The sequence below is a fragment of the Micromonospora inositola genome (assembly GCF_900090285.1).
GTDB lineage: Bacteria > Actinomycetota > Actinomycetes > Mycobacteriales > Micromonosporaceae > Micromonospora > Micromonospora inositola.
The window spans coordinates 2841315-2865546 of record NZ_LT607754.1 but is presented as its reverse complement, the minus strand read 5'-3'; the positions used below and the strand labels follow the sequence as shown (position 1 = coordinate 2865546).

Genomic DNA, 24232 nt, shown 5'->3' with positions numbered 1-24232 from the left:
CGGTCAGCCCTTCCCGCCCTCGTCGGCGGCGGCCCGCTGGTCCGCCTCGGTCCGGGCGACCGACTCCGCGCGGATCGCCTCCTGCTCGGCGGAGAGCACCGCCTCGGCCTCCACGATGTGCCGGACCGCCGCGTCGACGTCGTCGGTGAGGCAGATCAGCTCCAGGTCGGACGGCCCGATCTTGCCCTCGGCGGCCATGCTGTCGCGCAGCCAGTCGAGCAGCCCGCGCCAGTAGTCCACGCCCATCAGCACCACCGGGAAGCGGGTGACCTTGCCGGTCTGCACCAGCGTGAGCGCCTCGAACAGCTCGTCCATGGTGCCGAAGCCTCCGGGCAGCACGACGAACGCCTGCGCGTACTTGACGAACATGGTCTTGCGGGCGAAGAAGTAGCGGAAGTCGATGGCGAGGTCGACCCAGTCGTTGAGCCCCTGCTCGAACGGGAGCTCGATGCCGAGCCCGACGGAGAGGCCGCCCGCCTCGCTGGCCCCGCGGTTGGCCGCCTCCATCACGCCCGGGCCGCCGCCGGTGATCACCGCGTACCCGGCCCGGGCCAGGGCGCCGCCCAGTTCCTCGGCCATCCGGCACTCCGGGCTCTCCGGCATGCTGCGGGCCGAGCCGAAGACGCTGACCGCGGGCGGCAGGTCGGCCAGGGTGTCGAAGCCCTCGACGAACTCTGAAAGGATGCGCAGCGCCCGCCAGGCGTCCTTGGTCTTCCAGTCGCCGCGCCCCCGGGAGTCGAGCAGCCGCTGGTCCGCGGTGCTGGTCGGGATGGCGCCACGGCGCAGCGTGACGGCGCCCCGGTGCCGCTCCCGTCCCCGGTCCGGGCCGGGCTGCTGCCGCCCGTTGCTCTGGCTCATGGGAGCCACCGTAGTGGAGCCGGGGCGGCCGGGTGTGCGGGCCGGCGAGCCGGGGAAATAGTTCGGGATCTTGGGCAACTAATTCGGTCGCTCGTACGTCTTACTATTCACATACCGGGTATGCCCCGGCGCGCGCCTTCGGGGGAGGAGCAAGCGTGATCAGCAACAGCGAGATGATCCGGATCCGGCGACAGATGCAGCGGCGGATCCGGGACGTGGTGGCCGAGCGCCGCCGCGCCCGGCAGTTGGAAGCCCACGACCTCACCGGTGACCCGACCGAGTCCCGCCCCACCGCGGACCAGTCCCTCACCCCGGCCGGCTGACCGGTCGACCAGCGTTGATCAAGAGGTTTGCGTCACCGGATCCCGGTCCGGGTGACGCAAACCTCTTGATCGCTTCCGGGGCGGTCCGGCCGGCGGTCAGGCGGGGGCCAGCCAGCGGTGCAGGGTGGCCGCCCCGTCGCGGATCTTGGTGAGCTCGACGTGCTCGTCCTTGTGGTGGGCCAGGTTCGGGTCGCCGGGACCGAAGTTCAGCGCCGGGATCCCCATCGCCGCGAACCGGGCCACGTCCGTCCAGCCCAGCTTGCCGATCGGGGCCGCGCCCACCGCCGCCAGGAACTCCTGCGCCGGCGGCGCGTCCAGGCCGGGGGCCGCGCCCGCCGCCGCGTCCGTCACCTCGAGGTCGAAGCCGGCGAAGACCTCCCGCAGGTGCGCCTCGGCGGCCGCCGGGTCGCGGTCCGGGGCGTACCGGTAGTTGATCTCGATTTCGCACCGGTCCGGGATGACGTTGCCGGCCACCCCGCCGGTGATCCGGACCGCGTTCAGGCCCTCGCGGTAGTCGCAGCCGTCGATGGTGACCCGCCGCGCCTCGTACGACCGCAGCCGGTCCAGCACCTCGCCCGCCCCGTGGATGGCGTTCACCCCGTGCCAGGACCGGGCCGCGTGAGCCCGCTCGCCGTGCGTGGTGACGATCGCCCGCATGGTGCCCTGGCAGCCGGCCTCGACGATCCCGTACGTCGGCTCGAGCAGCACCGCGAAGTCCGCCTGCAGCCACTCCGGGTGCGCCTCGGAGACCAGGGTCAGGCCGTTGTACTTCGACTCGATCTCCTCGGCCTCGTAGAAGAAGTACGTCACGTCGTAGCGCGGTTCGGGCAGGGCCACCGCCAGGTGCAGCGCGAACGCCACCCCGGACTTCATGTCGGAGGTGCCGCAGCCGTACATCAGGTCGCCGCGCATGGTGGACGGGAAGTTGTCGTTGAGCGGGACGGTGTCCAGGTGGCCGGCGAGCACCACTCGCTGCGCCCGGCCCAGGTCGGTACGCGCCATCACCGTGTTGCCGTGCCGGAACGTGGTCAGGTGCGGCACGCCCCGCAGCACCTCCTCGACGCAGTCGGCTATCGCCTTCTCGTTGAGGGAGACGGACTCTATGTCGACCAGGGCACGGGTGAGCGCCACCGGATCAGCCAAGACCTCGGGGGTCAACGGGTTCTCCATGCTGGGCACGGTACCGTCAAAATCGTGACCAACGCACAGTCTGCCTGGGGCATCGGCCTCGCCACCGTGACCGCTGAAGATCAGGTGCTGGACACCTGGTACCCGACCGGCAAGCTGGGCCTCGGCGAGTTGCCGCTGGTCGCCGGGGAGGACCAGGCCGACGTGCTGGACCTGCCGCCGGAAGCGGTCGGCGAGCGGGCGCTGCCCGGTCTGCGTACGGTCCAGGTGGTGACGGTGATCGGCTCGCTGGACGACCCGATCAAGGACACCGCCGACGCGTACCTCCGGTTGCACCTGCTCTCCCACCGCCTGGTGCGGCCCAACGAGCTCAACCTCGGCGGCATCTTCGGCAAGCTGGCCAACGTGGCCTGGACCTCGGCCGGGCCGTGCCCGCCGGAGCGGGTCGACGAACTGCGCGTCATCGAGCGGGCCGCCGGCCGCCACCTGGCGGTGTACGGGGTGGACAAGTTCCCGCGGATGACCGACTACGTGGTGCCTTCCGGGGTGCGGATCGCCGACGCGGACCGGGTCCGGCTCGGCGCGCACCTGGCCGCCGGCACCACCGTCATGCACGAGGGCTTCTGCAACTTCAACGCCGGCACGCTGGGCACCTCCATGGTCGAGGGGCGGATCGTGCAGGGCGTGGTGGTCGGCGACGGCTCGGACATCGGAGCCGGGGCCTCGATCATGGGCACCCTCTCCGGCGGCGGCACCGAAAAGGTGCGCATCGGCGAGCGGAGCCTGGTCGGCGCGAACGCCGGCATCGGCATCTCGCTCGGCGACGACTGCGTGGTCGAGGCCGGCTGCTACGTCACCGCCGGCTCGAAGATCACCCTGCCGGACGGCCGGGTGGTCAAGGCCCGCGAGCTCTCCGGCGTGGACGGGCTGCTCTTCTGGCGCAACTCGGTCACCGGGGCGCTGGAGGCGAAGCAGCGCAGCGGCCGGGGCATCGAACTGAACGCGGCCCTGCACGCCAACGACTGACGGCAGCCGGAGCCGGGGCCGGGGCGAACCACCCCGACCCCGGTCGCGGAAGTCACCAAGATGACCGTCCGGGCACAACATCGCGGGTCGGCCCGGCATGATCGCCCGGTGAACTCCATGAGGCAACGCATGCTCGCCGGCGAGGCGTACATCGCCGACGACCCCGAGATCACCGCCGACCTGGACCGCGCTGCCCGGCTGACCGAACGCTTCAACACCAGCTCCGCCGAGGACCCAGAGGGTCGGCTCGCGGCGCTGCGGGAACTGCTCGGCTCGCTCGGCGAGGACACCTGGGTGCGGCCACCCTTCCACTGCGACTACGGCTGGCAGACCCACATCGGCCCGCGCAGCTTCGTCAACTTCAACGCCATCTTCCTCGACGTCGCCCGGATCGCCATCGGCGCCGACGTCCAGATCGGACCGAACGTCCAACTCCTCACCGCGACCCACCCGATCGAGGCGGAGCCGCGCCGGGCCAAGTGGGAGGCGGCGAAGCCGATCACCATCGGGGACAACGTCTGGCTCGGGGGCGGGGTCATCGTGCTCGCCGGGGTCACCATCGGCGAGAACACCGTGGTCGGCGCGGGGGCCGTCGTGACGAAGGACCTCCCGGCCAATGTGGTCGCGGTCGGTAACCCCGCCCGGGTGGTACGCGAACTCGCCTGACCGCAGCCAACTGCCGAAACTGCTCCGCCGTGCGGTGCCGTCACCCAGGCGGGGGCTCGGCCAGGCGTACCACCAGGTCGGCGCGGCCGGCGTTGCCGGAGACCAGGGCGGCGTTGGCCTCGTCGCTGCCGAGCGCCCAGGCCCGGGCCTGCTCCGGCGACTTCCCGTACGCCTCGTGCCGGGCGGTGAGCCGGCGCAGCCGCAGCTCGGCGTCGAGATCGAGGAACCAGATCTCGTGCAGCAGGGTCCGGACCTCCTCCCACGGCTCGTCCTGCACCAGGAGGTAGTTCCCCTCGGTCACCACCAGCCGGACCTCGGGCGGCACCTCGATCGCCCCGGCGACGGGCTCCTCCAGATCCCGACGGAACGCCGGCGCCCAGACCGAGGTCGGCTCCAGCCGCCGCAGCCGGCGCAGCACCGAGACGAAGCCGTTGGCGTCGAAGGTGTCCGGTGCCCCCTTGCGCTCCTGCCGGCCGAGCCGGGCCAGCTCGGACTGGGCGAGGTGGAAGCCGTCCATCGGCACCAGCCGGGCGGCCGGCCCGACGGCCGCGACGAGCCGCTCGGCCAACGTGGACTTGCCCGCCCCGGGCGCGCCCGTGATGCCGAGCAGCTGCCGCGGACCGGCGTCGGCGAGGACCCGCGCCCGGGCGGCCAACTCGTCGAAGGGCAGGACCTGCGCCGGAGGCATCAGCCGAGCACCGGCTCGCTGATGGTGAAGCGCGCCTCCACCGCGGCCTGCACCGGCTGCGGGCGCGGGTCGAGCTCCAGCTCCGGCGCGGCATCGGCCGGCCCGCCGGCGCCCTTGCCGAACGCGGCGCGGGCCATCATCGGCTGGGCGCCCGTACCGGTGTCGGACAACTCCAGCAGGGCCGTCACCCGGGCGCCGAGCGCCTCCGCGTACTCCCGGGCGCGGGCCAGCGCGTCCGCGATCGCGGCGTGCCGGGCATCGCGGTAAGCGGGGCTGTCCGGCCGCAGCGACCACCACGGGCCGGCCACCTCGACCTGGTCCTGGTCGGCCAGGCGCAGCATCAGCTCGCCGAGCGCGGTGAAGTCGGTCACCGTGACCGTCGTGCCCACACTGCCGTGGTAGGCCACCACCCGCTCGCCCGAGCGCTTCGTCTCGGGCCAGACCCGCAGCTGGCCGGTCTCCCGCCGGTCGATGGCCGGGCCGGCGGAGTCGAGCAACACCCGGACTGCGGCGGCCCGCTCGGCCAGCCGGGTCAACGTCGTCTCCCGGTCCCGGTCCCGGGCCGTCGCGGTCACCGTGAACTCGGCCAGCTCGGGGGACACCTCCCGGTACGCCTCGCCGCGTACCGCCACGACCGGTGCGTCCGCCATGTCCTCACCCTAACCGCGCGTCGACCCGCCCGGGGCGGTGCGGGTCGCGGTTCAGCCGGGCGGCGCCGGCAGGCGCCCGGTGTAGACGACGGCCCCGGCCTCGACCCGGCACTCCGTCAGGTGGCCCCCGGCGGCGCCCAGCTCCCGCAGGTACGCCAGCTCCCCGGCGTGGTCGACCGCGGCCGGGAATTCCCGCCGGTGGGCGGTGAAGACCCGACCCCCCACCGCGGCGCGGGCGGTCCGGCCCTCGTCGAGCAGGTCGGTCAGGGTGGCGGGGTCACCGGCCCGCACCGCGTCGGCCAGGTCGTCGAGGACGGCGCGGACCGCATCCAGCCCGGTCAGCGCCGGCCCCCGGTTGGCGAGCAGCATGTTGGCGGTCCGCTCGGGCGGGCCGCCGGCCACCCGGGTGCCGTCGGCGAAGCTGCCGGCGGCGAGGGCGAGCACCGCCTCGCGCAGCGCGGACCGCTGCACCGCCCCGGCCAGCGCGCCGGCCAGCAGGTGCGGCACGTGCGAGGAGAGGGCCGCGGCCACGTCGTGCTCCGGCGCGGACATGGGCACGACCCGGGCCCGGAAGACGTCGATGACCAGCGCGGCGAGCCGCCGGAACGCGGCCATCCCCGACCCGGTCGGGCAGAGCACCCAGGCCGCCCCGTCGAGCAGCGCCGGGGTGGCGGAGGCGAGACCGGCACGGTCGGCGCCGGCCATCGGATGGCCGGGGACGAACCGGCGCCCCAGCCCCTGCGCGGTGGCGGCGGCGGCCACCTCCGCCTTGGTGCTGCCCACGTCGGTGAGGACGCAGTGCTCCTCGGTGGCGGCGGCGGCCCGGGACAGCGTCTCCGCCAGGCTGGGCAGTGGACCGCAGAGGAACACCACGTCCCGGCCGGCGACCGCCTCCTCGAGGGTGTCCGGAGCGGCGAGGCCCTGCTCGTGGGCGTACCGGCGGGTGGCCGGGTCCGGGTCCCACCCGGCGACGTCGAGCCCGGCCGCGCGCAGCCGCAGCAGCACCGACCCGCCGATCAGTCCGGTGCCGACCACCGCGGCCGTCCGCTCGCCGAGGACCGGGCGCCGGTCGGTCACCCCGTCAGTCATCGCCGCCGCCCGGTGGTCAGTCGCGCAGCCGGCCGGCGACCGCCGCGACATGTTCGTCGGACTCGGTCAGCGCCGCCCGTACGTGCCGGGAGCCGGCCGGGCCGTAGAAGACCCCGGCGGCGACCAGGATGCCCCGGCGGGCCAGCCAGTCGACGGTCTCCCAGCAGTCCTCGTCCCGGGTCATCCACAGGTAGAGCCCGGCCTCGGAGTGCTCGACGGTGAAGCCGGCGCCGGTGAACGCGCCGTGCAGCCGCTCCCGGCGGGCCCGGTAGCGCTCCCGCTGGGCGTCGGCGTGCGCCTGGTCGCCGAGCGCGGCCACCATCGCGGCCTGCACCGGAGCGGGCACGATCATGCCGGCGTGCTTGCGGATCTTGAGCAGCTCGGCCACCAGCGCCGGGTCGCCGGCGACGAAGCCGGCCCGGTAGCCGGCCAGGTTGGAGCGCTTGGAGAGCGAGTGAACCGCCAGCACGCCGTCGTACGACCCGCCGCAGACCTCGGGCGAGAGCACGGAGACGGGCTCGGCGTCCCAGCCCAGCGGGAGGTAGCACTCGTCGCTGGCGACCACCGCGCCGCGCTCGCGGGCCCAGTCCACCACCTTGCGCAGGTGCCTGGCGGGCAGCACCCGCCCGGTCGGGTTCCCGGGCGAGTTGACCCAGACCAGGCGGACCCGGGGGGTGGGGCCGACCGCGGTCAGCGAGTCGGTGCGGACGGTGGTGGCGCCGGCCAGCCGCGCCCCGTCCTCGTACGTCGGGTAGGCGACGGACGGCACCACGACCACGTCACCGGGGCCGACGCCGAGCAGCGTGGGCAGCCAAGCCACCAGCTCCTTGGAGCCGATCGTCGGCAGCACACCCAGCCCGTCGACGCCGGCGCCGCAGGCCCGGGCGACCCAGGCCGCGATGGCGTCCCGCAGTGCGGGAGTGCCCGCGGTCAGCGGGTAGCCCGGGGCGTCCGACGCGTCGGCGAGCGCCTGCCGGATCACCGTGGGCACCGGGTCCACCGGCGTGCCCATGGAGAGGTTGATCAGACCGTCCGGGTGCGCCGCGGCCGTCGCGGCCGCGGCCTCCAGGGTGTCCCAGGTGAAGTCGGGCAGCCGCGACGAGACCGGCGCGGGCCGGTTCAGTGGCCCTCGCCGCGCGGCGGCTGGGCGGCGACGAACGTCGCGTCCTTCTCCACCTTGCCGATCTTGGAGGCGCCGCCGGGCGAGCCGAGGTCCTCGAAGAACTCGTAGTTCGCCCCGGTGTAGTCCTTCCACTGCTCCGGGACGTCGTCCTCGTAGAAGATCGCTTCAACCGGGCAGACCGGCTCACAGGCACCACAGTCGACGCACTCGTCGGGGTGGATGTAGAGCATCCGATTGCCCTCGTAGATGCAGTCGACCGGGCACTCCTCGATGCATGCCTTGTCGAGCACATCGACGCACGGCTCGGCGATGATGTAGGTCACCGGTCTTCTCCTCCGCAAGACTCGCCGCGATCACCCGCGACGGTAAGAGCCTAGTATCTCGGCGGCAGCATTCTGTCGTCCCCCCGGCCTACCATGGCAGCGCCCCGAGCCAACGAGTGAGGTATGCCGTCCGATGACTGACCCTGTCCGAGCGCAACTACATCTGCACATCGTGCGATCTGATTTTGGATCGGGACCTCAATGCCGCACGGAATCTCGCCGCCCTCGCGCCTGGTGTCAGTGACGCCCGGAGTGGCCGGGAGTCGGCAAACGGACGTGGAGCCGACCGTAAGACCCGCTGCAGCGGGCCGGTGGCTGTGAAGCGTCAACCCGGCACCGCCGCGGCGGTTCAGACCGGGACCGTCCCACCGCAAGGCGGGACTCCTGTCGGTGCACCTTTGAGCGAACACTGACGGGAACGGTGAATCGTGCTCCGACAGCAGGACGTGGGACACCGGATCGTGGTCCGCCGGATTGTGGGGATTCGCGAAGGCCGGCCGCTCTTCACCGACGCGCTCGGCGAGCTGGTCGAGCTGAGCGAGACCCACATCACGCTGGCCACCGCGCAGGGCCGGCTCCGGGTCCCGGTCGGCGAGGTGCACCGCGCGAAGCGGGTGCCCGCCGCCCGCCGACCGACCGCCGGCGCGGTGGTCGCACTGGAGCTGGCCGCCGACGAGGCCTGGCCGGCGCCGGTCACCGGCCGGCTCGGCGACTGGCGGCTGCGCAGCGCCGACGGCTGGACCGGCCGGGCCAACTCGGCGCTCCCGGTGGGCGACCCGGACCGCCCGCTCCCGGCCGCCCTGGACGCCGTCGAACGCTGGTACGCCGACCACGGCCAGCCGGCCATGGTCAACACCCCGCTGCCGCTCGCCGCGCCGGTCGGCGCCGAGTTGGACGCGCGCGGCTGGGGTGCCCGGCCGCCGGTGCTGGTGCAGACCGTCGCGCTCACCGCGCTGCCGCCGGCCCCGACCGGCCGCGCCGACCTGCCGCCGATCGAGCTGACCACCACGCCGTCGGACGACTGGCTGGCCGTCGCCGCCGGCCGCAAGGGTGGCCTGCCGGACGCCGCCCGACACGTACTCACCGCCGTGGAGCGGATCCGCTTCGCCCAGGTGCACGCCGCCGGCAGGCTGGTCGCCGTCGGCCGCGGCACGGTCACCGGGCAGGGGCGCTGGCTCGGCCTGACCCTGATCGAGGTGCTGCCCGAGGCGCGTCGGCAGGGGCTGGCCGGCCGGGTGATCCGGTCCCTGGTCGGCTGGGGCGTCGCGGAGGGCGCCAGCCACGCCTTCCTCCAGGTCGAGCAGCGCAACACCCCGGCGGTGGCCCTCTACCGGGGCCTCGGCTTCACCACCCACCACACCTACCTGACCCGGGTCGCCCCGGCCTGACCCCCCGCGTCAGCGGCGGACGACCTTGCGGGGCTTGGCGGCCTTGAGCTGGGCGTACCGCTTGAGCTGCCGCGAGCGGTGGTCGAGGCCGAGCGCGGTGAGGATCAGGTAGCCGACCAGCACGCCCGCCCCGGCCGCGGCCAGGTAGAGCCAGATCTGGGCAAAGAAGAGCCCGGCGCCACCGCCGAACGGGTTCTCGCCGACCAGCAGCGGGGCGACGAACACGGTCAGCGCCAGCGCCACCCCCACCGCGGCGGCGAGGTCACCGGCCCAGCGGCCCACCGAACGGTCGCGCCCCCAACGGAACGCCATCGCGGCGAGGATCAGCCCGATCACCACGAACATCACCAGCGACACCCGGTCCGCGGCGGTGTCGTCGCCCGCGAAGCCGAACTTGATGACCAGCCGGGCCACCACGTTGACCGTGAACAGCGCCGCCGCGAGCACGCCGACCGCGCGCCACCGCTCCCTCATCGCACCCCTCCCGCCGTACCGCCCGCCCCTGCGACGGGACTCCCTGGCAGGAATATCTACCACCGCGACCGGTGCGGCGTCATCACCCTCGACGGGTGGGCTGCGGCGCGAGGATCTGCCGGAAGCCCATCACCGCGAACGTCATCGCCCCGGCGACGATCATCGCCAGCCCGACCCAGTTGTCGCCGGAGACCAGCAGGTCCCCCTCGGTGGTCCGGACCGAGGCCACCGCCATCAGCGCGAACCACGGCACGGCGGGCAGCGCGACCGCCCACCGGGTGCCGACCGCCTCGTGGGCGAACCAGCTCAGCGCGATGCCGGCGCCGATCGCCACCAGCGCCGACACGCCGATCAGCTGACCGCCCACCCGCACGGTGGCGAGCAGCAGCTCCAGCACCGCCGAGAGCACCCCGGCGAGCACGGCGACCAGGCCGCCGGCGACCCGCAGCGTGAGGTCGACCGCCGGCCGCGGGCGCGCGGGCGGCGTGGCGGGCTCCTGTTCGGGTACGACCGACATCGGCGCGGTCGGCAGGGTCACCGGAGGCCGGCCGCCGCGACCGGGGACCGGTCCGGCCCGTCCAGCGCCAGCCCGGCGAACAGGTCGTCCTCCCAGCCGTACGGGCCGCTGCCCGGGCCCTTCTCGCCGACCGCGAGGGTGAAGTACTCCACCCCCATGAACTCCGCGCCGAAGTTGCCGGCGATCGAGTAGAGCCAGGAGGTGGCCGGGATCTGGGTGGCGTGCGCCCGCATCGCCGCCTCCTTGGCGACGTGCTGCTCGGTGGCGTCGATCCGAGCGGCGATCTCCGGGTCCGGCGTGCCGAAGGGCAGGTCGTCGGCGCTGTCGATGCCGGCGAAGGGGTTGTCCGACGAGTCGACGAAGTGGTCCAGGCCGGCCGCCAGCACGCTGCGCGGCATGGCCGTCCAGTAGACCTTCGCCGGGGCGAAACCCTCGGCGGCGGCGAGCTCCACCGCCCGCATCGCGACCCGGTGCGCCTGGATGTGGTCCGGGTGCCCGTAGAAGCCGTTGGGGTCGTACGTGATCATGACCTGGGGGCGTACCTCCCGCATGATCTCCACCAGGTGCCCGGCGGCCTCGTCGAGGTCGGCCTGCCAGAAGGCGCGGGGGTGCTCGTTGGTGGCGAGCCCCATCATCCCGGAGTCGCGGTAGCGGCCGGCGCCGCCGAGGAAGCGGTGGTCGGTGACGCCGAGCGCGGCGCAGGCGGCGGCCAGCTCGCCGATCCGGTACCCGCCGAGCTGGTCCGCCTCGGCCGCGGCGAGCTGGGCCAGCTCCGGCACGTGGATCTCGCCCTCCTCGCCCAGTGTGCAGGTCACCAGCGTGACGTGGGCGCCGGTCGAGGCGTAGTGCGCCATGGTCGAACCGGTGCCGATGGACTCGTCGTCGGGGTGCGCGTGGACCAGCAGCAGGCGGCGGTCGGGCAGCGTCGTCACGACCGTCACTCTATCCGGCGGTCCTCTCCGACCGAGCCTGACGCGTCCACGCAGGTCGGCCACATCACGCCCGACACGGCTCTACGATCCGAACTGTGGACTTTCCCGAGCTGGCCGCCCGTACCCGCCGGTTCAGCCACGGGGCGCCGCGCGCCGTCTCCGTCGCCGACGACGGTTCCCGGGTGATCTTCCTGCGCTCGTCCGGTCCGGAGGATCCCGCCGACGCGCTCTGGCTGCTGGACGTCGCCTCCGCCGACGAGCGGCTGGTCGCCGACCCGGCGACCCTGCTCGAGGCGGACGCCGATCCGGCCGCGCTGGCGCCGGGCGAGCGGGCGCTGCGCGAACGGCTGCGGCTCAGCGCCGCCGGCATCGGCTCGTACGCCCTGGACGCGGCCGGCCGGGTGGCGGTGTTCCCGCTGGCCGGCCGCCTGTTCCGGGCGGACCTGGTGCACGGCGACGTGGTCGAGGTGGCCACCGTCGGCCCGGTGATCGACCCCCGGCCGGATCCGACCGGGGAACGACTGGCCTACGTCACCGACGCCGCCGAGGGGGTGCGCCGGGGCCAGCTGCGGGTGGTCGAGTCCGACGGCACGGACACCCTGCTGGCCGGCGAGGACAGCGGGGTCACCTGGGGTCTGGCCGAGCACATCGCGGCGGAGGAGTTCGACCGCTTCCGCGGCTACTGGTGGGCCCCGGACGGGCGCTCGGTGCTGGCCGCGCGGGTGGACGAGTCCCGGCTGCCGCACTGGCACCTGCACGACCCGGCCGATCCGGCGAGCCCGCCGACGACCATCGCGTACCCCCTGGCGGGCGGGCAGAACGCCGAGGTCAGCCTGCACCTGCTCGACCTCGACGGCGGCTGGGTCGACGTGCACTGGGACCGCGAGACCTACCCGTACCTGACCTCGGTGGACTGGGCGGACGGCGGGCCGCTGATCACCGTGCTGCGCCGGTCCCAGCAGCACGGCCTGGTGCTCGCGGTGGACCCGCGCACCGGCGAGACCCAGGTGCACGCCGAGCTGGCCGATCCGCGCTGGGTGGAGCCGATCCCCGGCACCCCGGCCCACCTGCCGGACGGGCGGGTGCTGGTCGGCGGGGAGCTGGCCCACGACGGGTACGACGCCCGCTGTCTGTTCGCCGACGGCACCCTGCTCACCCCGCCGTCGCTCTACGTACGCCGGGTGGTGGGCCGGCTGCCCGCGGGCCCGAACGGCCCGGCGGACCTGCTGGTCGAGGCGAGCGAGGGCGAGCCGAGCCAACGGCACCTGTTCCGGGTCCGGACGGCCATCGGAGGCGGCGTGGACGCCCGCCGGATGAGCGGCGACCCGGGTTGGCACACCGCCGCCATCGGTGGCGCGACGCTGGTGGTCGGCGCCGCCTCGCTGGAGCACCCGGGGACCAGGTGGTCCGTCTGGCACGGCGACCGGGAGGTGGCGCAGCTCCGCTCGCTGGCCGCCAACCCGCCGTACGCGCCAAGGCCGACGCTGGTCCGGGTGACCGACCGGCGGCTGCCGAGCGCGGTGCTCTACCCCACCGACCACGTGAAGGGCACCCGACTGCCGGTGCTGCTGGACGTCTACGGCGGCCCCGGGCACCAGGAGGTGATCGCCGCCCGGGCGGCCTGGCTGGAACGGCAGTGGTGGGCCGACTCGGGCTTCGCCGTGGTGACCGTCGACAACCGGGGCACCCCGGGGATCGCCCCGTCGTTCGAGAAGGCGATCCACCGGCGGCTGGCCGACGTGATCCTGGCCGACCAGGTGGACGCACTCACCGCCCTGGCGGACAAGCACCCGGACCTGGACCTGGACCGGGTGGCCGTGCGGGGCTGGTCGTTCGGCGGCTGGCTGGCCGGGCTGGCGGTGCTGCGCCACCCGGAGCTGTTCCGGTGCGCGATCGTCGGCGCTCCGGTCACCGACTGGACGCTGTACGACACCGCCTACACCGAGCGCTACCTGGGCCTGCCGGACGACGGGATGGACGTCTACGCCCACCACTCGCTGGTGGAGCTGGCCGCCGAGCCGGTCGGCGGCCCCGAGCAGGCCCGGCCGATGCTGCTGGTGCACGGCCTGGTGGACGACAACGTGCTGGCCGCGCACACGCTGCGGCTCTCGGCGGCGCTGCTGGCCGCCGGCCGGCCGCACGCGGTGCTGCCGCTGACCGGGGCGACCCACATGGCCTCCGGCGGCACCGCCGAGCGCCTGCTGAGGCTGGAACTCGATTTCCTCCGCACCTACCTGCGCTGAGGCCACGGACGCGACCGCCCCCGGCCGACGACGCTGTCGACCGGGGGCGGACCGTGCGGTGTTGTTACGGCTTGACGTAGGCGTCCACGAAGCTCGGCCAGCCGAAGATGCTGCCCACGAAGACTCCGCCGGCCTTCTCGCCGTGTGCGACGGAGACGACCTCGTTGTACAGCGGCACGGCCGGTGCCGACTCCTTCATGAGCCGCTCGTCCAGCTTGCTCCACTCGTCGGCCTGCTTGGCCGGGTCGAGCGCGAGCACCCGGTCGAACTCCGCGTTGATCGCGTCGTTGTTGAGCTGCGACGTGTTGCTGTTGCCCTCGGCCTTGATGTTGCGGCCGTCGAAGAGCACCGGCAGGATCGAGGCGCCACTGGGCCAGTCAGCCGCCCACGAGTCGACCCAGAGGTCCCACGGGTTGGTCTTCTTCTTCACCGCGTCGAGGTAACCGTCCTCGGGGATCGGCTTGATCGTGACCGTGAAGCCGGCCTTCTCGAGGGCGTTCTTGACCTGGGTCGCCGTCTCCTGCGAGGGGGTGTCGTCGGAGGTGCCGAGCACCAGGCTGACGGACTTGCCGGCGAGCACCTCCTTCGCCTTCTCCGGGTTGCCGCTCTCGCCGGCCGGGTAGGCGTCGAACTTCTTGTAGCCGAGCGTGGTGGGCGGCAGCAGCGTGGTGAGCGGCAGCGCGCCGTACGGGCCGCCGAGGTTCTTGGTGATGCTGCTCCGGTCGATCGCGTAGTTGATCGCCTGCCGCACGGACAGGTCGGTGACCCGGCTGGTGTTGATGCTCAGCCGGTACGCGTTCGGCGTGGCGGCGACGATCATCCGCTCCTTGAGCTTGGGATCGCCGGTGACCTTGGCGATCAGCTCGGACGGGACGCCACCGCTGGCCACGGCCGCGGCGTCGTTGCCGGTGCCGGCGAGCACCCGGTTGGTCTGGGTGGCGTTGTCGGCGCCGAAGGACCAGATGAACTTGTCCGGGTACTGGTGGCGCACCGGGTCGGTGGCCGGGTCCCAGTTCTGGTTGCGCTCGAGCACCATCTCGACGCCCGGAGTGTGCTTGGTGATCTTGTACGGGCCGGAGGAGAAGGGCTGGGAGTCGAGGTTGACCCCGGTGTCCTTGTCGGCCGGCAGCGGCGCGGTGGCCGGCAGCGACACGGCGAACGGCAGGTCACACCGGGGCTTGTTGAACTCGAAGCGCAGCGTCTGCGCGTCCGGCGTGCTCAGCCCCGGCGGCAGCGACGTCTTGTTCTTCTTGAAGTCCCACTTGGTGTCGTACTGCGGGCTGTCGGCCAGCCACTCCTGCAGGTAGGTCGGGCCGCCGGTGAGGTCCGGGTCGAACGAGCGGGCGATGCCGTACGCGATCTCCTTGGAGGTGATCGGCCGACCGTCCTCGAACTTCACCCCCTGCTTGATCTTGAACTCCCAGACCTTGCAGTCGTTGTTCACGTTCGTGCCGGGGGTTTCGGCCAGGTCGCCGACCAGGGTCACGTTGCCCTTGCCGTCGTCCTTGAAGGTGGTGAGGAAGCGAGCGTAGAGCTGGCTGCCCATCAGGCCCGCGAACGAATAGACCCGCTGGGGGTCCAGGTGGGAGATCTTGTTCTCCCGCAGGATGTAGAAGGTTCCGCCCTTGGCCGCGCCGGGCACTTCCGGCGCCGGCCCGAGGGAGTCCTTGGGGTCCGTCGCGATGGCGCCAGTGCGCGGCTTGTTGGCGTCCACGTTGTCGGTGCTGTCGCCGGTGTTCTTGCTGCACGCGCCGAGGGCAACCACCAGTGCCATCGCACCGCCCATGGCGGTGACGAGTCTTGCTCGCATACTCACTCCTCCGGGTCCGATGAAGGAAAGCTTCGCCTAGGTTTCCTTCGCGGTAAATTTCGAGCAGATAACGGGGCCACAACGATCGACACCCGGACGCGCCGGGAGGTCAGCCGAGGCGTACCCGGGGATCGATGAACGCGTAGAGCAGGTCGACGACGACGTTGGCGATCACGACGAACAGGGCCGAGATCAGCACGGTGGCCATGATCGTCGGCAGGTCCCCCTGCCGGACCGCCTCCACCGCGGTACGACCCAGCCCCTGGATGCCGAAGGTGGTCTCGGTGATCACCGTGCCGCCGAGCGCGCCGCCCACGTCCAGGCCAGCGATCGTCACGATCGGCGTGATGGCCGCCCGCAGCGCGTGCCGGCCGTAGACCTGCCGCTTCGGCATGCCCTTCGCCCGGGCCGTGCGAACGAAGTCCTCCGAAAGGGTCTCCAGCATCTGCGCCCGGGACAGCCGCGCGTAGATCGCGGAGAAGAGCAGCGCCAGGGTGACCCAGGCCAGCACCAGTCCCCGCGCCCACTCCACCGGATTGTCGAAGATGGGCGTGTACCGCGGCGTCGGCAGGATCCTCAGGGTGTAGACGAAGATCAGCAACAGCACGGCGCCGACGAAGTAGAGCTGCAACGAGGCGAACGTCAGGGTAAGCCCGATCGAGACACGGTCGAGCAGCGAACCTCGCCGCAGCGCGGAGATCATGCCGAGTCCCACCCCGAGGGCGAGCCACAGCACCGCCGCCGGGAGGACGACATTCAACGTCACCGGCAGCACCCGGGCGAAGGTGTCGCTGACCGCCTCGCTGTTGACGTAGGAGTAGCCGAGACAGGGCGCCTCGCACTTCCCGCCCTGCGCGCTGCCCAGGTCGCGGCCGACGAAGATGCCCTTCATGTAGTTGGCGTACTGCTCCACCTTCGGGTCGTTCAACCCCAGCTCGGTACGCACCCGTTCCAGGCGTTCGGCGTTGCAGTTCTTCGGGCACATGCCGGTCACCGGGTCGCGGGGCAGCGCGAAGAACATCAGGAAGCTGACGATACTCACCGCCAGCAGCACCGAGACCGCCAGCAGCAGCCGCTTCAGCAGGAAGCGCATCATGCGCAGTACCCCTTACCGTGACGACTTCGGATCGAGCGCGTCGCGGAGCGCATCGCCGAAGAGGTTGAACGCCAGCACGAGCGCGAAGATGGTGATGCCGGGGAAGAAAACGTAGGCAGGGTCGGTCTGCAGGTAGTCGATGCTGCGGTAGATCATCCGGCCGAAGCTGGGCACCGACTCGGGAAGCCCGACGCCGAGGAAGGACAGCGCCGCCTCGCCGGTCACGTACGCCGGCACCGCTAGCGAGAACGACACCAGGATCGGGGCCCAGATGTTCGGCAACAGTTGCCGGAAGAGCATGTGTCCCAGCCCGGCGCCGCTGGCCCTGGCCGCATCCACGAACTCCCGCTCGCGCAGCGACACCACCTGCCCGCGTACCAGTCGGGCGGTGCCGGTCCAACCGAACGCGGCGAAGACCACGATCAACGTGGTGACCGCGAACCAGGTCGGCACCGCGTCCCGGGGGCCGTAGAAGCGCAGCGAGAACGTCGGCACCACGGCCAGCGCGAAGACGAGGAACGGCATCGCCAAGGCGACGTCGGTGATCCAACCGATCACCGCGTCGACCACCCCGCCGAGGTAACCGGCGAGGATCCCGAGCACCACACCGATCGTCGAGGTGACCACGGCGGCGCCGAGCGCGATCAGCAGCGACGTGCGGATGCCGTAGATCATCCGGACGAAGATGTCCCGGCCCAGGCCGGGTTCGAGCCCGAACCAGTGGTCGAAGTTGACCCCGCCGACGTAGCCGAGGGGCATGCCGGTGGCGTCCAGCAGGTCCCCGAACTGCTCGTTCGGCGACACCCCGTAGATCCGCTGGATCATTGGCGCCCCCAACGCCGCCAGGACGAACAGGGCCAGCACGATACCGCTGACCAGCGCCGTACGGTCGCGCCGCAGCCGGCTCCAGACCAGTTGGCCCGGTGAGCGACCGACGAGCGCCTTCTCCTCGGGACCCGCACCGGTGGACTCGATCTCGGCCAGTGCCACGCCCTCGACCGGGGACAGGCTCATTTCGACACCTCCGCGGCGGTCGCGTCGACCGGCCCGGCGGAACTCTCGCCGGCCGGCCCTGGGTCCGGGCTGATCGTTCCCGTCTCGGGGAAGTGGCAGGCGGTGGCCTGGTTGCCGCCGCGGGGCACCAGTGCCGGTTCCTCCGTCGCGCAGCGGTCCTGCGCTTTCCAGCAGCGGGTGCGGAAGCGGCAGCCCGAGGGCGGGTTGAGTGGGGTGGGGACGTCGCCGGTGAGGCGGATGCGTCCGGCGGGGCCGAGGGTGGTGACGTCGGGGATCGCGGACAGCAGCGCCCGGGTGTAGGGGTGCTGGGGGCGTTGGTAGATGTCGTCGCGGTCGCCGATCTCGACGATCTTGCCCAGGTACATGACGGCGACGCGGTGGCAGAAGTGCCGGACCACGGCCAGGTCGTGGGCGATGAACACGAACGCCAGATCGAGGTCGCGTTGCAGGTCCCGCAGCAGGTTGATCACCTGCGCCTGGATGGAGACGTCCAGTGCGGAGACCGGCTCGTCGGCGACGATCAGCTTCGGCTGCAACGCCAGGGCGCGGGCGATGCCGATGCGCTGGCGCTGCCCGCCGGAGAACTCGTGCGGGTACCGGTTGTAGTGCTCCGGGTTCAACCCGACCAGCTCGAGGAGCTCCTGGACCCGCTTCTTCACCCCGCCGGGCGGGGTGATCCCGTTGACCTGCAACGGCATCGCCACGATCCGACCCACGGTGTGCCGGGGGTTCAACGACGCGTACGGGTCCTGGAAGATGATCTGCAGGTCCTGCCGCAACGGCCGCAACGCACCCCGCCGGGCGTGGGTGATGTCCCGCCCCGCGAACTCGATCGTGCCCGCGGTCGGCTCCAGCAGCCGCACCAGCATCCGACCCGTCGTGGTCTTCCCACACCCGGACTCCCCGACCAGCCCCAGGGTCTCCCCCGGCCGCACGTCGAAGTCCAGCCCGTCGACCGCCCGGACCGCTCCGGTCGACCGGAAGCCGTCCCGCACCGGGAAGTGCTTCGTCAGGCCGCGGACCCGCAGCAGCGGCTCGGCGTCCCCGCTCATCGCGCCACCCCCACCTGTGCGATGTCCTCCCGGTAGAGCCGGGCGCGCTCGTCGGCCGGCAGGTGGCAGGCGACCAGGTGGCCGGCCTCTCCCGCCGGGCGCAGCTCCGGCACCTCGGTGCTCGACCGGTTGCCGTTGCGGCCGGCGTACCGGCAGCGGGGGTGGAACGCGCAGCCCGACGGCAGGTTGATCAACGACGGCGGGTTGCCCTTGATCGGCACGAGATCCGCGTCCGCGTCACCACGCAACGACGGCACGCTCGACAACAACCCCCACGTGTACGGATGCTGCGGCCGCCGCAACACCTGCTCCACACTCCCGTGCTCCACCGCCCGACCGCCGTACATCACCAACACGTCATCGGCCACCTGACTGACCACACCCAGGTCATGCGTGATCAGAATGATCGCCGAATGGAACTCCGCCTGCAGATCAGCCAGCAGATCCAGGATCTGCGCCTGCACCGTCACGTCCAGGGCGGTCGTCGGCTCGTCGGCGATCAACAGATCCGGGTCGTTGACCAGGGCCATCGCGATCATCGCTCGCTGCCGCATCCCACCCGAGAACTCGTGCGGATACTGATCGAACCGCTTCGCCGGCTGCGGAATCCCCACCCGATCCAGCATGTCCACCGCCCGCTGCCGGGCCTCCCGCTTCCCCGCCCTCGGATGGTGCACCCGGTACGCCTCGGCGATCTGCTTGCCCACCGTGAAGTACGGGTGCAGGGCCGACAACGGATCCTGGAAGATCATCGCCATGTCCCGGCCCCGCAGCCGCCGCACCTGCTCCTCCGGCAGACCGACCAGCTGACGGCCGCCGACGGAGATCTCGCCGGTGATGGTGGCGCGCTTGGCGTTGTGCAGGCCGAGGATGGCCAGCGAGGTGACGCTCTTGCCCGAGCCGGACTCGCCGACGATGCCCAGCGTGCGACCACGCTCGACCGCGAACGACACCCCGTCGACCGCGCGGACCACGCCGTCCTCGGTGTCGAAGCGGACCCGCAGGTCGTTCACCCGCAGATAGGGCCCCTCGCCGGGGCGCTGCTCCGGCACTTCGGGGCGGTCCGGTTCCCCGGACGGCGCCGACTCCGACCTGCCCATGACGCCTCCCTCAGTGATGAAGAGAACCTACAGCAAACATCTGAGGGCGAAAATAAGCTACAGAGCGGCAGCTGTCAGCGGGGCTCAGCGTAACGAGTCAGCATCGGACCTGAACAGCCCTCACCTGCATATTCACGTCGGCAACTCGACGTCGTTCAACCGCGGTCGCACCTCAGGTGCGACCATGGTTGCGGCAACCACGGGAGGATTCCCGCCGGCATGAGGTGGAGGTGACCATGACCGCGGCGGTGTTCGGGCACGACGGACCGTGGACCGAAGAGGAGTACCTCGCCCTCGGCGAGACGCAGCAACGCGTCGAACTCTTCGACGGGAGCCTCCACGTGACCCCAGCCCCCACCCCACGGCACCAGAACATCTCCGGCGAGCTGCGGGCGGCACTGCGCGTCCCCGCGCGCGCGGCCGGGTTGCACGTGCTCGAAGCGGTCAACGTACGGCTCCGACCCGGTCGCATTCCGATTCCCGACCTCGTCATCACCGGCCCCATCGACTTCGACGAACTCAACGTCGACGCCAGGGACGTACGGCTGGTCTGCGAGATCATCTCGCCGAGCAACGCCGCCACCGACAAGGTGCTCAAGATGCACTACTACGCGGCTGCCGGCATCGAGTGGTACCTGTTGATCGAGCAGGAGAACGGCACCCTGCATCTCCACCGTCGGCACTACAGCCATTACAAGGAGCAGTCGGTGACCAAGCCCGGCCAGGTCCTGGAGCTGAGCGAGCCGGTGCGGGCGACGATCCGGCCGGAGGATCTCGTCCCCTGACGGATGTCGGTCGGCTCGCCTAGGGTCGAGCGCATGACCGAGTTCGACGCGGCGTCCGCCGCCGTCCAGGCCGCCCTCGATGCGGGCGCCCGGTACGCGGACGCCCGGGTGATGCACCGCCGCTACGAGTCGATGTCGGCCCGCAACGGCGACATCGAGGAGCTGACCCAGGACGAGAGCATCGGGTTGGGGGTCCGGGCGCTGGTCGGGTCGAGCTGGGGCTTCCACGCCGTACCGGATCTGTCGGACGCGGCGGCCCGCGACGCCGGCCGGCGCGCCGCGCGGATCGCCGCCGCGAGCGCGCGGGTCCCCGGCCCGCCCATCGACCTGGTACCCGTCGAGGCGACCACCGCGAGCTGGGCCTCGGGCTGCGCGGTCGACCCGCTCGGCGTGCCCCTGTCGGACAAGGGCGATCTGCTGGTCCGGGCCACCGGGACGATGCGGGAGCACGGCGCCGACCTGGCCGAGGGGCTCTACCAGATCTGGGACACCGCCAAGTGGTTCGTCTCCAGCGAGGGGCACCGGATCGACCAGCGGATCCGGGAGTGCGGCGGCGGCATCTCGGCCACCTCCATCGGCGACGGGGAGACGCAGCGCCGCTCCTATCCCAGCTACCGGGGCCAGTACGGCACCACCGGCTGGGAGCTGGTCACCTCCCTCGACCTGGCCGCGCACGCGGCCCGGATCGCCGAGGAGTCCCGGGAGCTGCTCACCGCCCCCGAGTGCCCGGCCGGCGAGACCGACCTGATCCTCGGCGGCGAGCAGCTCGCGTTGCAGATCCACGAGTCGGTCGGGCACGCGATCGAGCTGGACCGGATCCTCGGCTGGGAGGCCGCCTTCGCCGGCACGTCCTGGCTGGACCTGGCCCAGCTCGGCACGCTGCGCTACGGCTCGGAGCTGATGAATGTCACCATCGACCCGGCCCTGCCCGGCGCGCTCGGCAGCTTCGGCTACGACGACGAGGGTTCCCCGGCGGTGAAGCGGGACGCGGTCCGCGAGGGGCGGTGGGTGGGCGTGCTCGCCGGCCGGGACTCGGCCGCCGTCGCCGGTCTCGACCACGGCGGCAGCGTACGCGCCGACGGCTGGGCCCGGCTGCCGATGGTGCGGATGACCAACGTCGGCCTGGAGCCCGGCCCGCACACCCTCGACGAGATCATCGCCGCCACCGAGGACGGGGTCCTGATGGACCTCAACCGCTCCTGGTCCATCGACGACAAACGGCTCAACTTCCAGTTCGGCTGCGAGATCGGCTGGGAGGTGAAGAAGGGCCGGCGCGGGCGGATGCTGCGCAACCCGACATACACCGGGATCGGCCCGCTCTTCTGGCGGTCGATGGACATGCTCTCCTCGGAGATCGTCCCGTGGGGCACACCGAACTGCGGCAAGGGTCAACCCGGCCAGACCGGCCACACCGGCCACCCGGCCGCGCCGGCCCGGTTCCGCAACGTCCGGGTGGGGGTGCGGGCATGAGCGAGCTGGACATCGCCGGTCAGGTGGTGGAGCTGGTCCGCCGGCTCGCCGGGCCGGACGCGCAGGCCGAGGTGGTGGCGAGCCGGTTCGAGCTGGCGCTGACCCGTTTCGCCAACTCCTTCATCCACCAGAACGTCGCCGAGTCGGCCGTCGGGGTGCGGCTGCGGCTGCACGTCGACGGCCGGACCGCCGCCGGCAGCGGCAGCATCGTCACCCCCGACGGGCTGCACGCGCTGGTCGAGCGGACGCTGACCGCGGCGCGGCTCGGCCCACCCGACCCGGCCTGGCCGGGGCTGACCCCGCCGTCGGCGGTGCCGTCGGCCCCCGACTGGGACGAGGCCACCGCCGACGCGGACCCGGACGAGCGTGCCGCCCGGGTACGCGCCTTCGTGGACGCCGCCGGTGGGCTGGAGGCGGCCGGCTACTGCCGTACCGCGCACCGATCCGGAGCGTTCGCCAACTCCGCGGGCCACAGCGCCCGGGGCCGCTCGGCCGAGGCGGCGATGGACGGCATCGCGCGGACCGGCGGGGCGGACGGGGTCGCCCGGCTCTGCGCCGACCGCCTCGCCGACCTCGACGGCGCCGCCCTCGGCGCCCGGGCGGCCGCCAAGGCGCGCGCCGCCGCCGACCCGGTCGAGCTGCCCCCGGGCCGGTACGAGGTGGTGCTCGAACCGGCCGCCGTCGCCGACCTCTTGCAGAACCTGGCGTGGTACGGCTTCAACGGCAAGCGGTACGCGGAGCGGCAGTCCTTCGCCGAGCCGGGCGTGGCCCAGTTCGACCCGGCGGTGACCCTGGTCGACGACCCGCTGCACGGCTCGGCCCTCCCGTACGACCCGGAGGGGACCGCCCGGCGCGCGCTGGCCCTGGTCGACGGCGGTGTCACCCGGGCGGTGGCGCACGACCGGCGCGGCGGCGCGCAGGCGGGGACCGGTTCGACCGGTCACGGCGGGCCGGGCAGCGCCACCTTCGGGCCGATCCCACACAACATCCGCCTCGTCGCCGCAACCGGCGGCGCTGGCTCCGGCGACGACGGGCCGGCCGGCGACGACCCGGTCGGGGGCGCCGGCGCGGTGGCCGACCGGGACACCGCCGAACTGATCGCCGGGGTGGAGCGAGGGCTGCTGGTCAGCGACTTCTGGTACACCCGGGTGCTCGACCCGAAGCGCCTGGTGATCACCGGCCTGACCCGCAACGGGGTCTGGCTGGTCGAGGACGGGGTGCCGACCCGGGCGGTCCGCGACTTCCGCTTCACCGAGTCGTACCCGCGGGCGCTCGGCCCCGGCGCGGTGCTGGGCCTCGGCCGGCGGCCGGTCCGGCAACCGGATCGGATGGACGGCGTCTGGTGGGAGGCGCCGCCGCTGCGGCTGGCCGCCTGGAACTTCACCGGCGGGGCCTCCGGCTGACGCGCGCCGGTCGATCTTTCCTAACGGCCGGACATCGATCATGCTCCGGGGGCTTTCCAACGTGCGGGACACACGGGACACTGCGTTGCGCGGCCGGGCCGCGAAGATCGGCGTAACGTGTGTCACTTAGCTGCGCCGGTACGCCGGTGTGGTCGCCTGCGTGCGCAAGACGTGGCAGTGGACGCGGTCTCGCCGGTCCGCTGACCGGTACGACTGATCCGCCGCCCGCGAGGGCCCCGTCAGGGAGACGACTCGAATGACATCAACGGCAACGAGGCCGCGGGGGGCGCGGGCACGCGCCGCGATCGCGGCGAAGACGTTGCGGACCGACCGCTGGTGGTTCCAGCCTCTGATCACCGTCATCGGGCTCAGCGCCTGGGTCGCGTACGCGACGGTCCGGGTCTTCATGCACAAGTGGTACTGGGTGGACGGGTACCACTACCTGACCCCGTTCTACTCCCCGTGCGTGACGGACCGGTGCGTCGAGGGCTCCTCGCACTTCGGCAGCTTCCTGCCCGGCTGGTGGATCATCCCGGACGCGGCGCTGACCCTGCCGTTCCTGCTGCTGTTCCGGCTGACCTGCTACTACTACCGCAAGGCGTACTACCGGTCGTTCTGGCTGTCGCCGCCAGCCTGCGCGGTGCCGGACGGGCACCAGGCGTACGGCGGGGAGACCCGGTTCCCGCTGCTCGGGCAGAACCTGCACCGCTACTTCTTCTACGCCGCCGCGATCATCTCGCTGATCAACACCTACGACGCGATCTACGCCTTCCACTCGCCGAAGGGCTTCGGCTTCGGCCTGGGCAACCTGGTCCTGCTGGCCAACGTGGTGATGCTCTGGGCGTACACCATCTCCTGCCACTCCTGCCGGCACATCATCGGCGGCCGGCTCAAGCACTTCTCCAAGCACCCGATGCGCTACCAGGCCTGGACGTTCATCTCCTGGCTGAACGTCCGGCACATGCAGCTCGCCTGGATCACCCTCGGCACCCTGGCGCTCACCGACTTCTACGTCATGGCGGTGGCGGCCGGCTGGTTCAACGACCTGCGGTTCATCAACTAGAGGCCCTGGAC

General features: G+C 72.4%; 24 protein-coding genes. 9 read left to right on the top strand and 15 right to left on the bottom strand.

The window, feature by feature from the left end; all coding sequences use genetic code 11:
• Window positions 1-3 precede the first annotated feature (3 nt).
• Window positions 4-858 (bottom strand): LOG family protein, encoded by an 855-nt coding sequence (locus tag GA0070613_RS13795; protein ID WP_089012669.1) that lies wholly within the window; start codon window positions 856-858, stop codon window positions 4-6.
• A 155-nt stretch (window positions 859-1013) separates the two neighbouring features.
• Between GA0070613_RS13795 and GA0070613_RS32750 the strand changes: the two genes are divergently transcribed.
• Window positions 1014-1181 (top strand): hypothetical protein, encoded by a 168-nt coding sequence (locus GA0070613_RS32750; RefSeq protein WP_172875814.1) that lies wholly within the window; start codon window positions 1014-1016, stop codon window positions 1179-1181.
• 96 nt (window positions 1182-1277) lie between these two features.
• On the opposite strand, the gene dapE is transcribed toward GA0070613_RS32750, so the two are convergent.
• Window positions 1278-2351 carry a succinyl-diaminopimelate desuccinylase gene (gene dapE, locus GA0070613_RS13790; RefSeq protein ID WP_089012668.1) on the bottom strand — a complete coding sequence of 358 codons (1074 nt, stop codon included), beginning with the start codon at window positions 2349-2351 and terminating at the stop codon, window positions 1278-1280.
• Window positions 2352-2375: 24 nt separating this feature from the next.
• On the opposite strand from dapE, the gene dapD reads away from it, so the two are divergent.
• The gene (dapD, locus tag GA0070613_RS13785; RefSeq protein WP_089012667.1) at window positions 2376-3335 is read left to right on the top strand and encodes a 2,3,4,5-tetrahydropyridine-2,6-dicarboxylate N-succinyltransferase; all 960 of its coding nucleotides are present in this window, start codon (window positions 2376-2378) and stop codon (window positions 3333-3335) included.
• Window positions 3336-3443: 108 nt separating this feature from the next.
• The gene (locus GA0070613_RS13780) at window positions 3444-4001 is read left to right on the top strand and encodes a sugar O-acetyltransferase (protein WP_089012666.1); all 558 of its coding nucleotides are present in this window, start codon (window positions 3444-3446) and stop codon (window positions 3999-4001) included.
• A 40-nt stretch (window positions 4002-4041) separates the two neighbouring features.
• Here GA0070613_RS13780 and GA0070613_RS13775 read toward each other — a convergent pair whose 3' ends face one another.
• The 5 genes from GA0070613_RS13775 to fdxA are packed head-to-tail and all read right to left on the bottom strand — an operon-like array spanning window position 4042 to window position 7874.
• Window positions 4042-4689, bottom strand: a complete 648-nt coding sequence (locus GA0070613_RS13775; protein ID WP_089012665.1) for a nucleoside/nucleotide kinase family protein — start codon at window positions 4687-4689, stop codon at window positions 4042-4044.
• The gene (locus GA0070613_RS13770) at window positions 4689-5339 is read right to left on the bottom strand and encodes an SIMPL domain-containing protein (RefSeq protein ID WP_089012664.1); all 651 of its coding nucleotides are present in this window, start codon (window positions 5337-5339) and stop codon (window positions 4689-4691) included. Before GA0070613_RS13770 ends, GA0070613_RS13775 begins: the two co-directional genes overlap by 1 nt.
• Before the next feature lie 51 nt (window positions 5340-5390).
• On the bottom strand, window positions 5391-6428 hold the full coding sequence (locus tag GA0070613_RS13765; RefSeq protein WP_089015931.1) for a prephenate dehydrogenase: 1038 nt from the start codon (window positions 6426-6428) through the stop codon (window positions 5391-5393).
• Between the two features lie 16 nt (window positions 6429-6444).
• The gene (dapC, locus tag GA0070613_RS13760) at window positions 6445-7551 is read right to left on the bottom strand and encodes a succinyldiaminopimelate transaminase (protein WP_089015930.1); all 1107 of its coding nucleotides are present in this window, start codon (window positions 7549-7551) and stop codon (window positions 6445-6447) included.
• On the bottom strand, window positions 7548-7874 hold the full coding sequence (gene fdxA / locus GA0070613_RS13755) for a ferredoxin (protein WP_007464872.1): 327 nt from the start codon (window positions 7872-7874) through the stop codon (window positions 7548-7550). Before fdxA ends, dapC begins: the two co-directional genes overlap by 4 nt.
• A gap of 428 nt (window positions 7875-8302) precedes the next feature.
• On the opposite strand from fdxA, the gene GA0070613_RS13750 reads away from it, so the two are divergent.
• Window positions 8303-9262 carry a GNAT family N-acetyltransferase gene (locus tag GA0070613_RS13750; protein ID WP_089012663.1) on the top strand — a complete coding sequence of 320 codons (960 nt, stop codon included), beginning with the start codon at window positions 8303-8305 and terminating at the stop codon, window positions 9260-9262.
• A 9-nt stretch (window positions 9263-9271) separates the two neighbouring features.
• On the opposite strand, the gene GA0070613_RS13745 is transcribed toward GA0070613_RS13750, so the two are convergent.
• The 3 genes from GA0070613_RS13745 to mshB form a co-directional block, all read right to left on the bottom strand.
• A complete protein-coding gene (locus GA0070613_RS13745; RefSeq protein ID WP_089012662.1) occupies window positions 9272-9736 on the bottom strand; it encodes a hypothetical protein in 465 nt (154 codons plus the stop codon).
• Between the two features lie 82 nt (window positions 9737-9818).
• Window positions 9819-10253 carry a hypothetical protein gene (locus GA0070613_RS13740; RefSeq protein WP_089015929.1) on the bottom strand — a complete coding sequence of 145 codons (435 nt, stop codon included), beginning with the start codon at window positions 10251-10253 and terminating at the stop codon, window positions 9819-9821.
• A 17-nt stretch (window positions 10254-10270) separates the two neighbouring features.
• Entirely contained in the window at window positions 10271-11194 is a 924-nt protein-coding gene (mshB, locus tag GA0070613_RS13735) for an N-acetyl-1-D-myo-inositol-2-amino-2-deoxy-alpha-D-glucopyranoside deacetylase (RefSeq protein WP_172875813.1), read from the bottom strand.
• An 86-nt stretch (window positions 11195-11280) separates the two neighbouring features.
• On the opposite strand from mshB, the gene GA0070613_RS13730 reads away from it, so the two are divergent.
• Window positions 11281-13428 (top strand): S9 family peptidase, encoded by a 2148-nt coding sequence (locus GA0070613_RS13730; protein WP_089012660.1) that lies wholly within the window; start codon window positions 11281-11283, stop codon window positions 13426-13428.
• Window positions 13429-13492: 64 nt separating this feature from the next.
• Here GA0070613_RS13730 and GA0070613_RS13725 read toward each other — a convergent pair whose 3' ends face one another.
• From GA0070613_RS13725 to GA0070613_RS13705, 5 genes are all read right to left on the bottom strand, one after another.
• Window positions 13493-15238, bottom strand: coding sequence for an ABC transporter substrate-binding protein (locus GA0070613_RS13725; RefSeq protein WP_089012659.1), 1746 nt, complete (start codon window positions 15236-15238; stop codon window positions 13493-13495).
• A gap of 109 nt (window positions 15239-15347) precedes the next feature.
• On the bottom strand, window positions 15348-16334 hold the full coding sequence (locus tag GA0070613_RS13720) for an ABC transporter permease (protein ID WP_089012658.1): 987 nt from the start codon (window positions 16332-16334) through the stop codon (window positions 15348-15350).
• A 12-nt stretch (window positions 16335-16346) separates the two neighbouring features.
• Window positions 16347-17348 (bottom strand): ABC transporter permease, encoded by a 1002-nt coding sequence (locus GA0070613_RS13715; RefSeq protein ID WP_089012657.1) that lies wholly within the window; start codon window positions 17346-17348, stop codon window positions 16347-16349.
• The gene (locus GA0070613_RS13710) at window positions 17345-18400 is read right to left on the bottom strand and encodes an ABC transporter ATP-binding protein (protein ID WP_231929772.1); all 1056 of its coding nucleotides are present in this window, start codon (window positions 18398-18400) and stop codon (window positions 17345-17347) included. Before GA0070613_RS13710 ends, GA0070613_RS13715 begins: the two co-directional genes overlap by 4 nt.
• Window positions 18397-19500, bottom strand: a complete 1104-nt coding sequence (locus tag GA0070613_RS13705; protein ID WP_089012656.1) for an ABC transporter ATP-binding protein — start codon at window positions 19498-19500, stop codon at window positions 18397-18399. Before GA0070613_RS13705 ends, GA0070613_RS13710 begins: the two co-directional genes overlap by 4 nt.
• A gap of 236 nt (window positions 19501-19736) precedes the next feature.
• On the opposite strand from GA0070613_RS13705, the gene GA0070613_RS13700 reads away from it, so the two are divergent.
• From GA0070613_RS13700 to GA0070613_RS13685, 4 genes are all read left to right on the top strand, one after another.
• On the top strand, window positions 19737-20285 hold the full coding sequence (locus GA0070613_RS13700) for a Uma2 family endonuclease (protein ID WP_089015928.1): 549 nt from the start codon (window positions 19737-19739) through the stop codon (window positions 20283-20285).
• 33 nt (window positions 20286-20318) lie between these two features.
• Window positions 20319-21755: a TldD/PmbA family protein gene (locus GA0070613_RS13695; RefSeq protein WP_089012655.1), complete on the top strand. Its 1437-nt coding sequence runs from the start codon at window positions 20319-20321 to the stop codon at window positions 21753-21755.
• Window positions 21752-23158 carry a TldD/PmbA family protein gene (locus GA0070613_RS13690; RefSeq protein WP_089012654.1) on the top strand — a complete coding sequence of 469 codons (1407 nt, stop codon included), beginning with the start codon at window positions 21752-21754 and terminating at the stop codon, window positions 23156-23158. The genes GA0070613_RS13695 and GA0070613_RS13690 overlap by 4 nt, the downstream gene beginning before the upstream one ends.
• A gap of 256 nt (window positions 23159-23414) precedes the next feature.
• A complete protein-coding gene (locus tag GA0070613_RS13685; RefSeq protein WP_089012653.1) occupies window positions 23415-24221 on the top strand; it encodes a hypothetical protein in 807 nt (268 codons plus the stop codon).
• The last annotated feature ends 11 nt before the right edge of the window (window positions 24222-24232 follow it).

What these genes read in the sequence shown, in the direction of transcription:
- GA0070613_RS13715 (WP_089012657.1), bottom strand. Translation starts at nt 17,348, where the DNA reads ATGAGCCTGTCCCCGGTCGAGGGCGTGGCACTGGCCGAGATCGAGTCC.
- GA0070613_RS13705 (WP_089012656.1), bottom strand. Translation starts at nt 19,500, where the DNA reads ATGGGCAGGTCGGAGTCGGCGCCGTCCGGGGAACCGGACCGCCCCGAA.
- GA0070613_RS13745 (WP_089012662.1), bottom strand. Translation starts at nt 9,736, where the DNA reads ATGAGGGAGCGGTGGCGCGCGGTCGGCGTGCTCGCGGCGGCGCTGTTC.
- GA0070613_RS13700 (WP_089015928.1), top strand. Translation starts at nt 19,737, where the DNA reads ATGACCGCGGCGGTGTTCGGGCACGACGGACCGTGGACCGAAGAGGAG.
- GA0070613_RS13765 (WP_089015931.1), bottom strand. Translation starts at nt 6,428, where the DNA reads ATGACTGACGGGGTGACCGACCGGCGCCCGGTCCTCGGCGAGCGGACG.
- dapE (WP_089012668.1), bottom strand. Translation starts at nt 2,351, where the DNA reads ATGGAGAACCCGTTGACCCCCGAGGTCTTGGCTGATCCGGTGGCGCTC.
- GA0070613_RS13710 (WP_231929772.1), bottom strand. Translation starts at nt 18,400, where the DNA reads ATGAGCGGGGACGCCGAGCCGCTGCTGCGGGTCCGCGGCCTGACGAAG.
- GA0070613_RS13690 (WP_089012654.1), top strand. Translation starts at nt 21,752, where the DNA reads ATGAGCGAGCTGGACATCGCCGGTCAGGTGGTGGAGCTGGTCCGCCGG.
- GA0070613_RS13685 (WP_089012653.1), top strand. Translation starts at nt 23,415, where the DNA reads ATGACATCAACGGCAACGAGGCCGCGGGGGGCGCGGGCACGCGCCGCG.
- GA0070613_RS13770 (WP_089012664.1), bottom strand. Translation starts at nt 5,339, where the DNA reads ATGGCGGACGCACCGGTCGTGGCGGTACGCGGCGAGGCGTACCGGGAG.
- GA0070613_RS13695 (WP_089012655.1), top strand. Translation starts at nt 20,319, where the DNA reads ATGACCGAGTTCGACGCGGCGTCCGCCGCCGTCCAGGCCGCCCTCGAT.
- GA0070613_RS13720 (WP_089012658.1), bottom strand. Translation starts at nt 16,334, where the DNA reads ATGATGCGCTTCCTGCTGAAGCGGCTGCTGCTGGCGGTCTCGGTGCTG.
- GA0070613_RS13795 (WP_089012669.1), bottom strand. Translation starts at nt 858, where the DNA reads ATGAGCCAGAGCAACGGGCGGCAGCAGCCCGGCCCGGACCGGGGACGG.
- GA0070613_RS13725 (WP_089012659.1), bottom strand. Translation starts at nt 15,238, where the DNA reads ATGCGAGCAAGACTCGTCACCGCCATGGGCGGTGCGATGGCACTGGTG.
- GA0070613_RS13740 (WP_089015929.1), bottom strand. Translation starts at nt 10,253, where the DNA reads ATGTCGGTCGTACCCGAACAGGAGCCCGCCACGCCGCCCGCGCGCCCG.
- GA0070613_RS13775 (WP_089012665.1), bottom strand. Translation starts at nt 4,689, where the DNA reads ATGCCTCCGGCGCAGGTCCTGCCCTTCGACGAGTTGGCCGCCCGGGCG.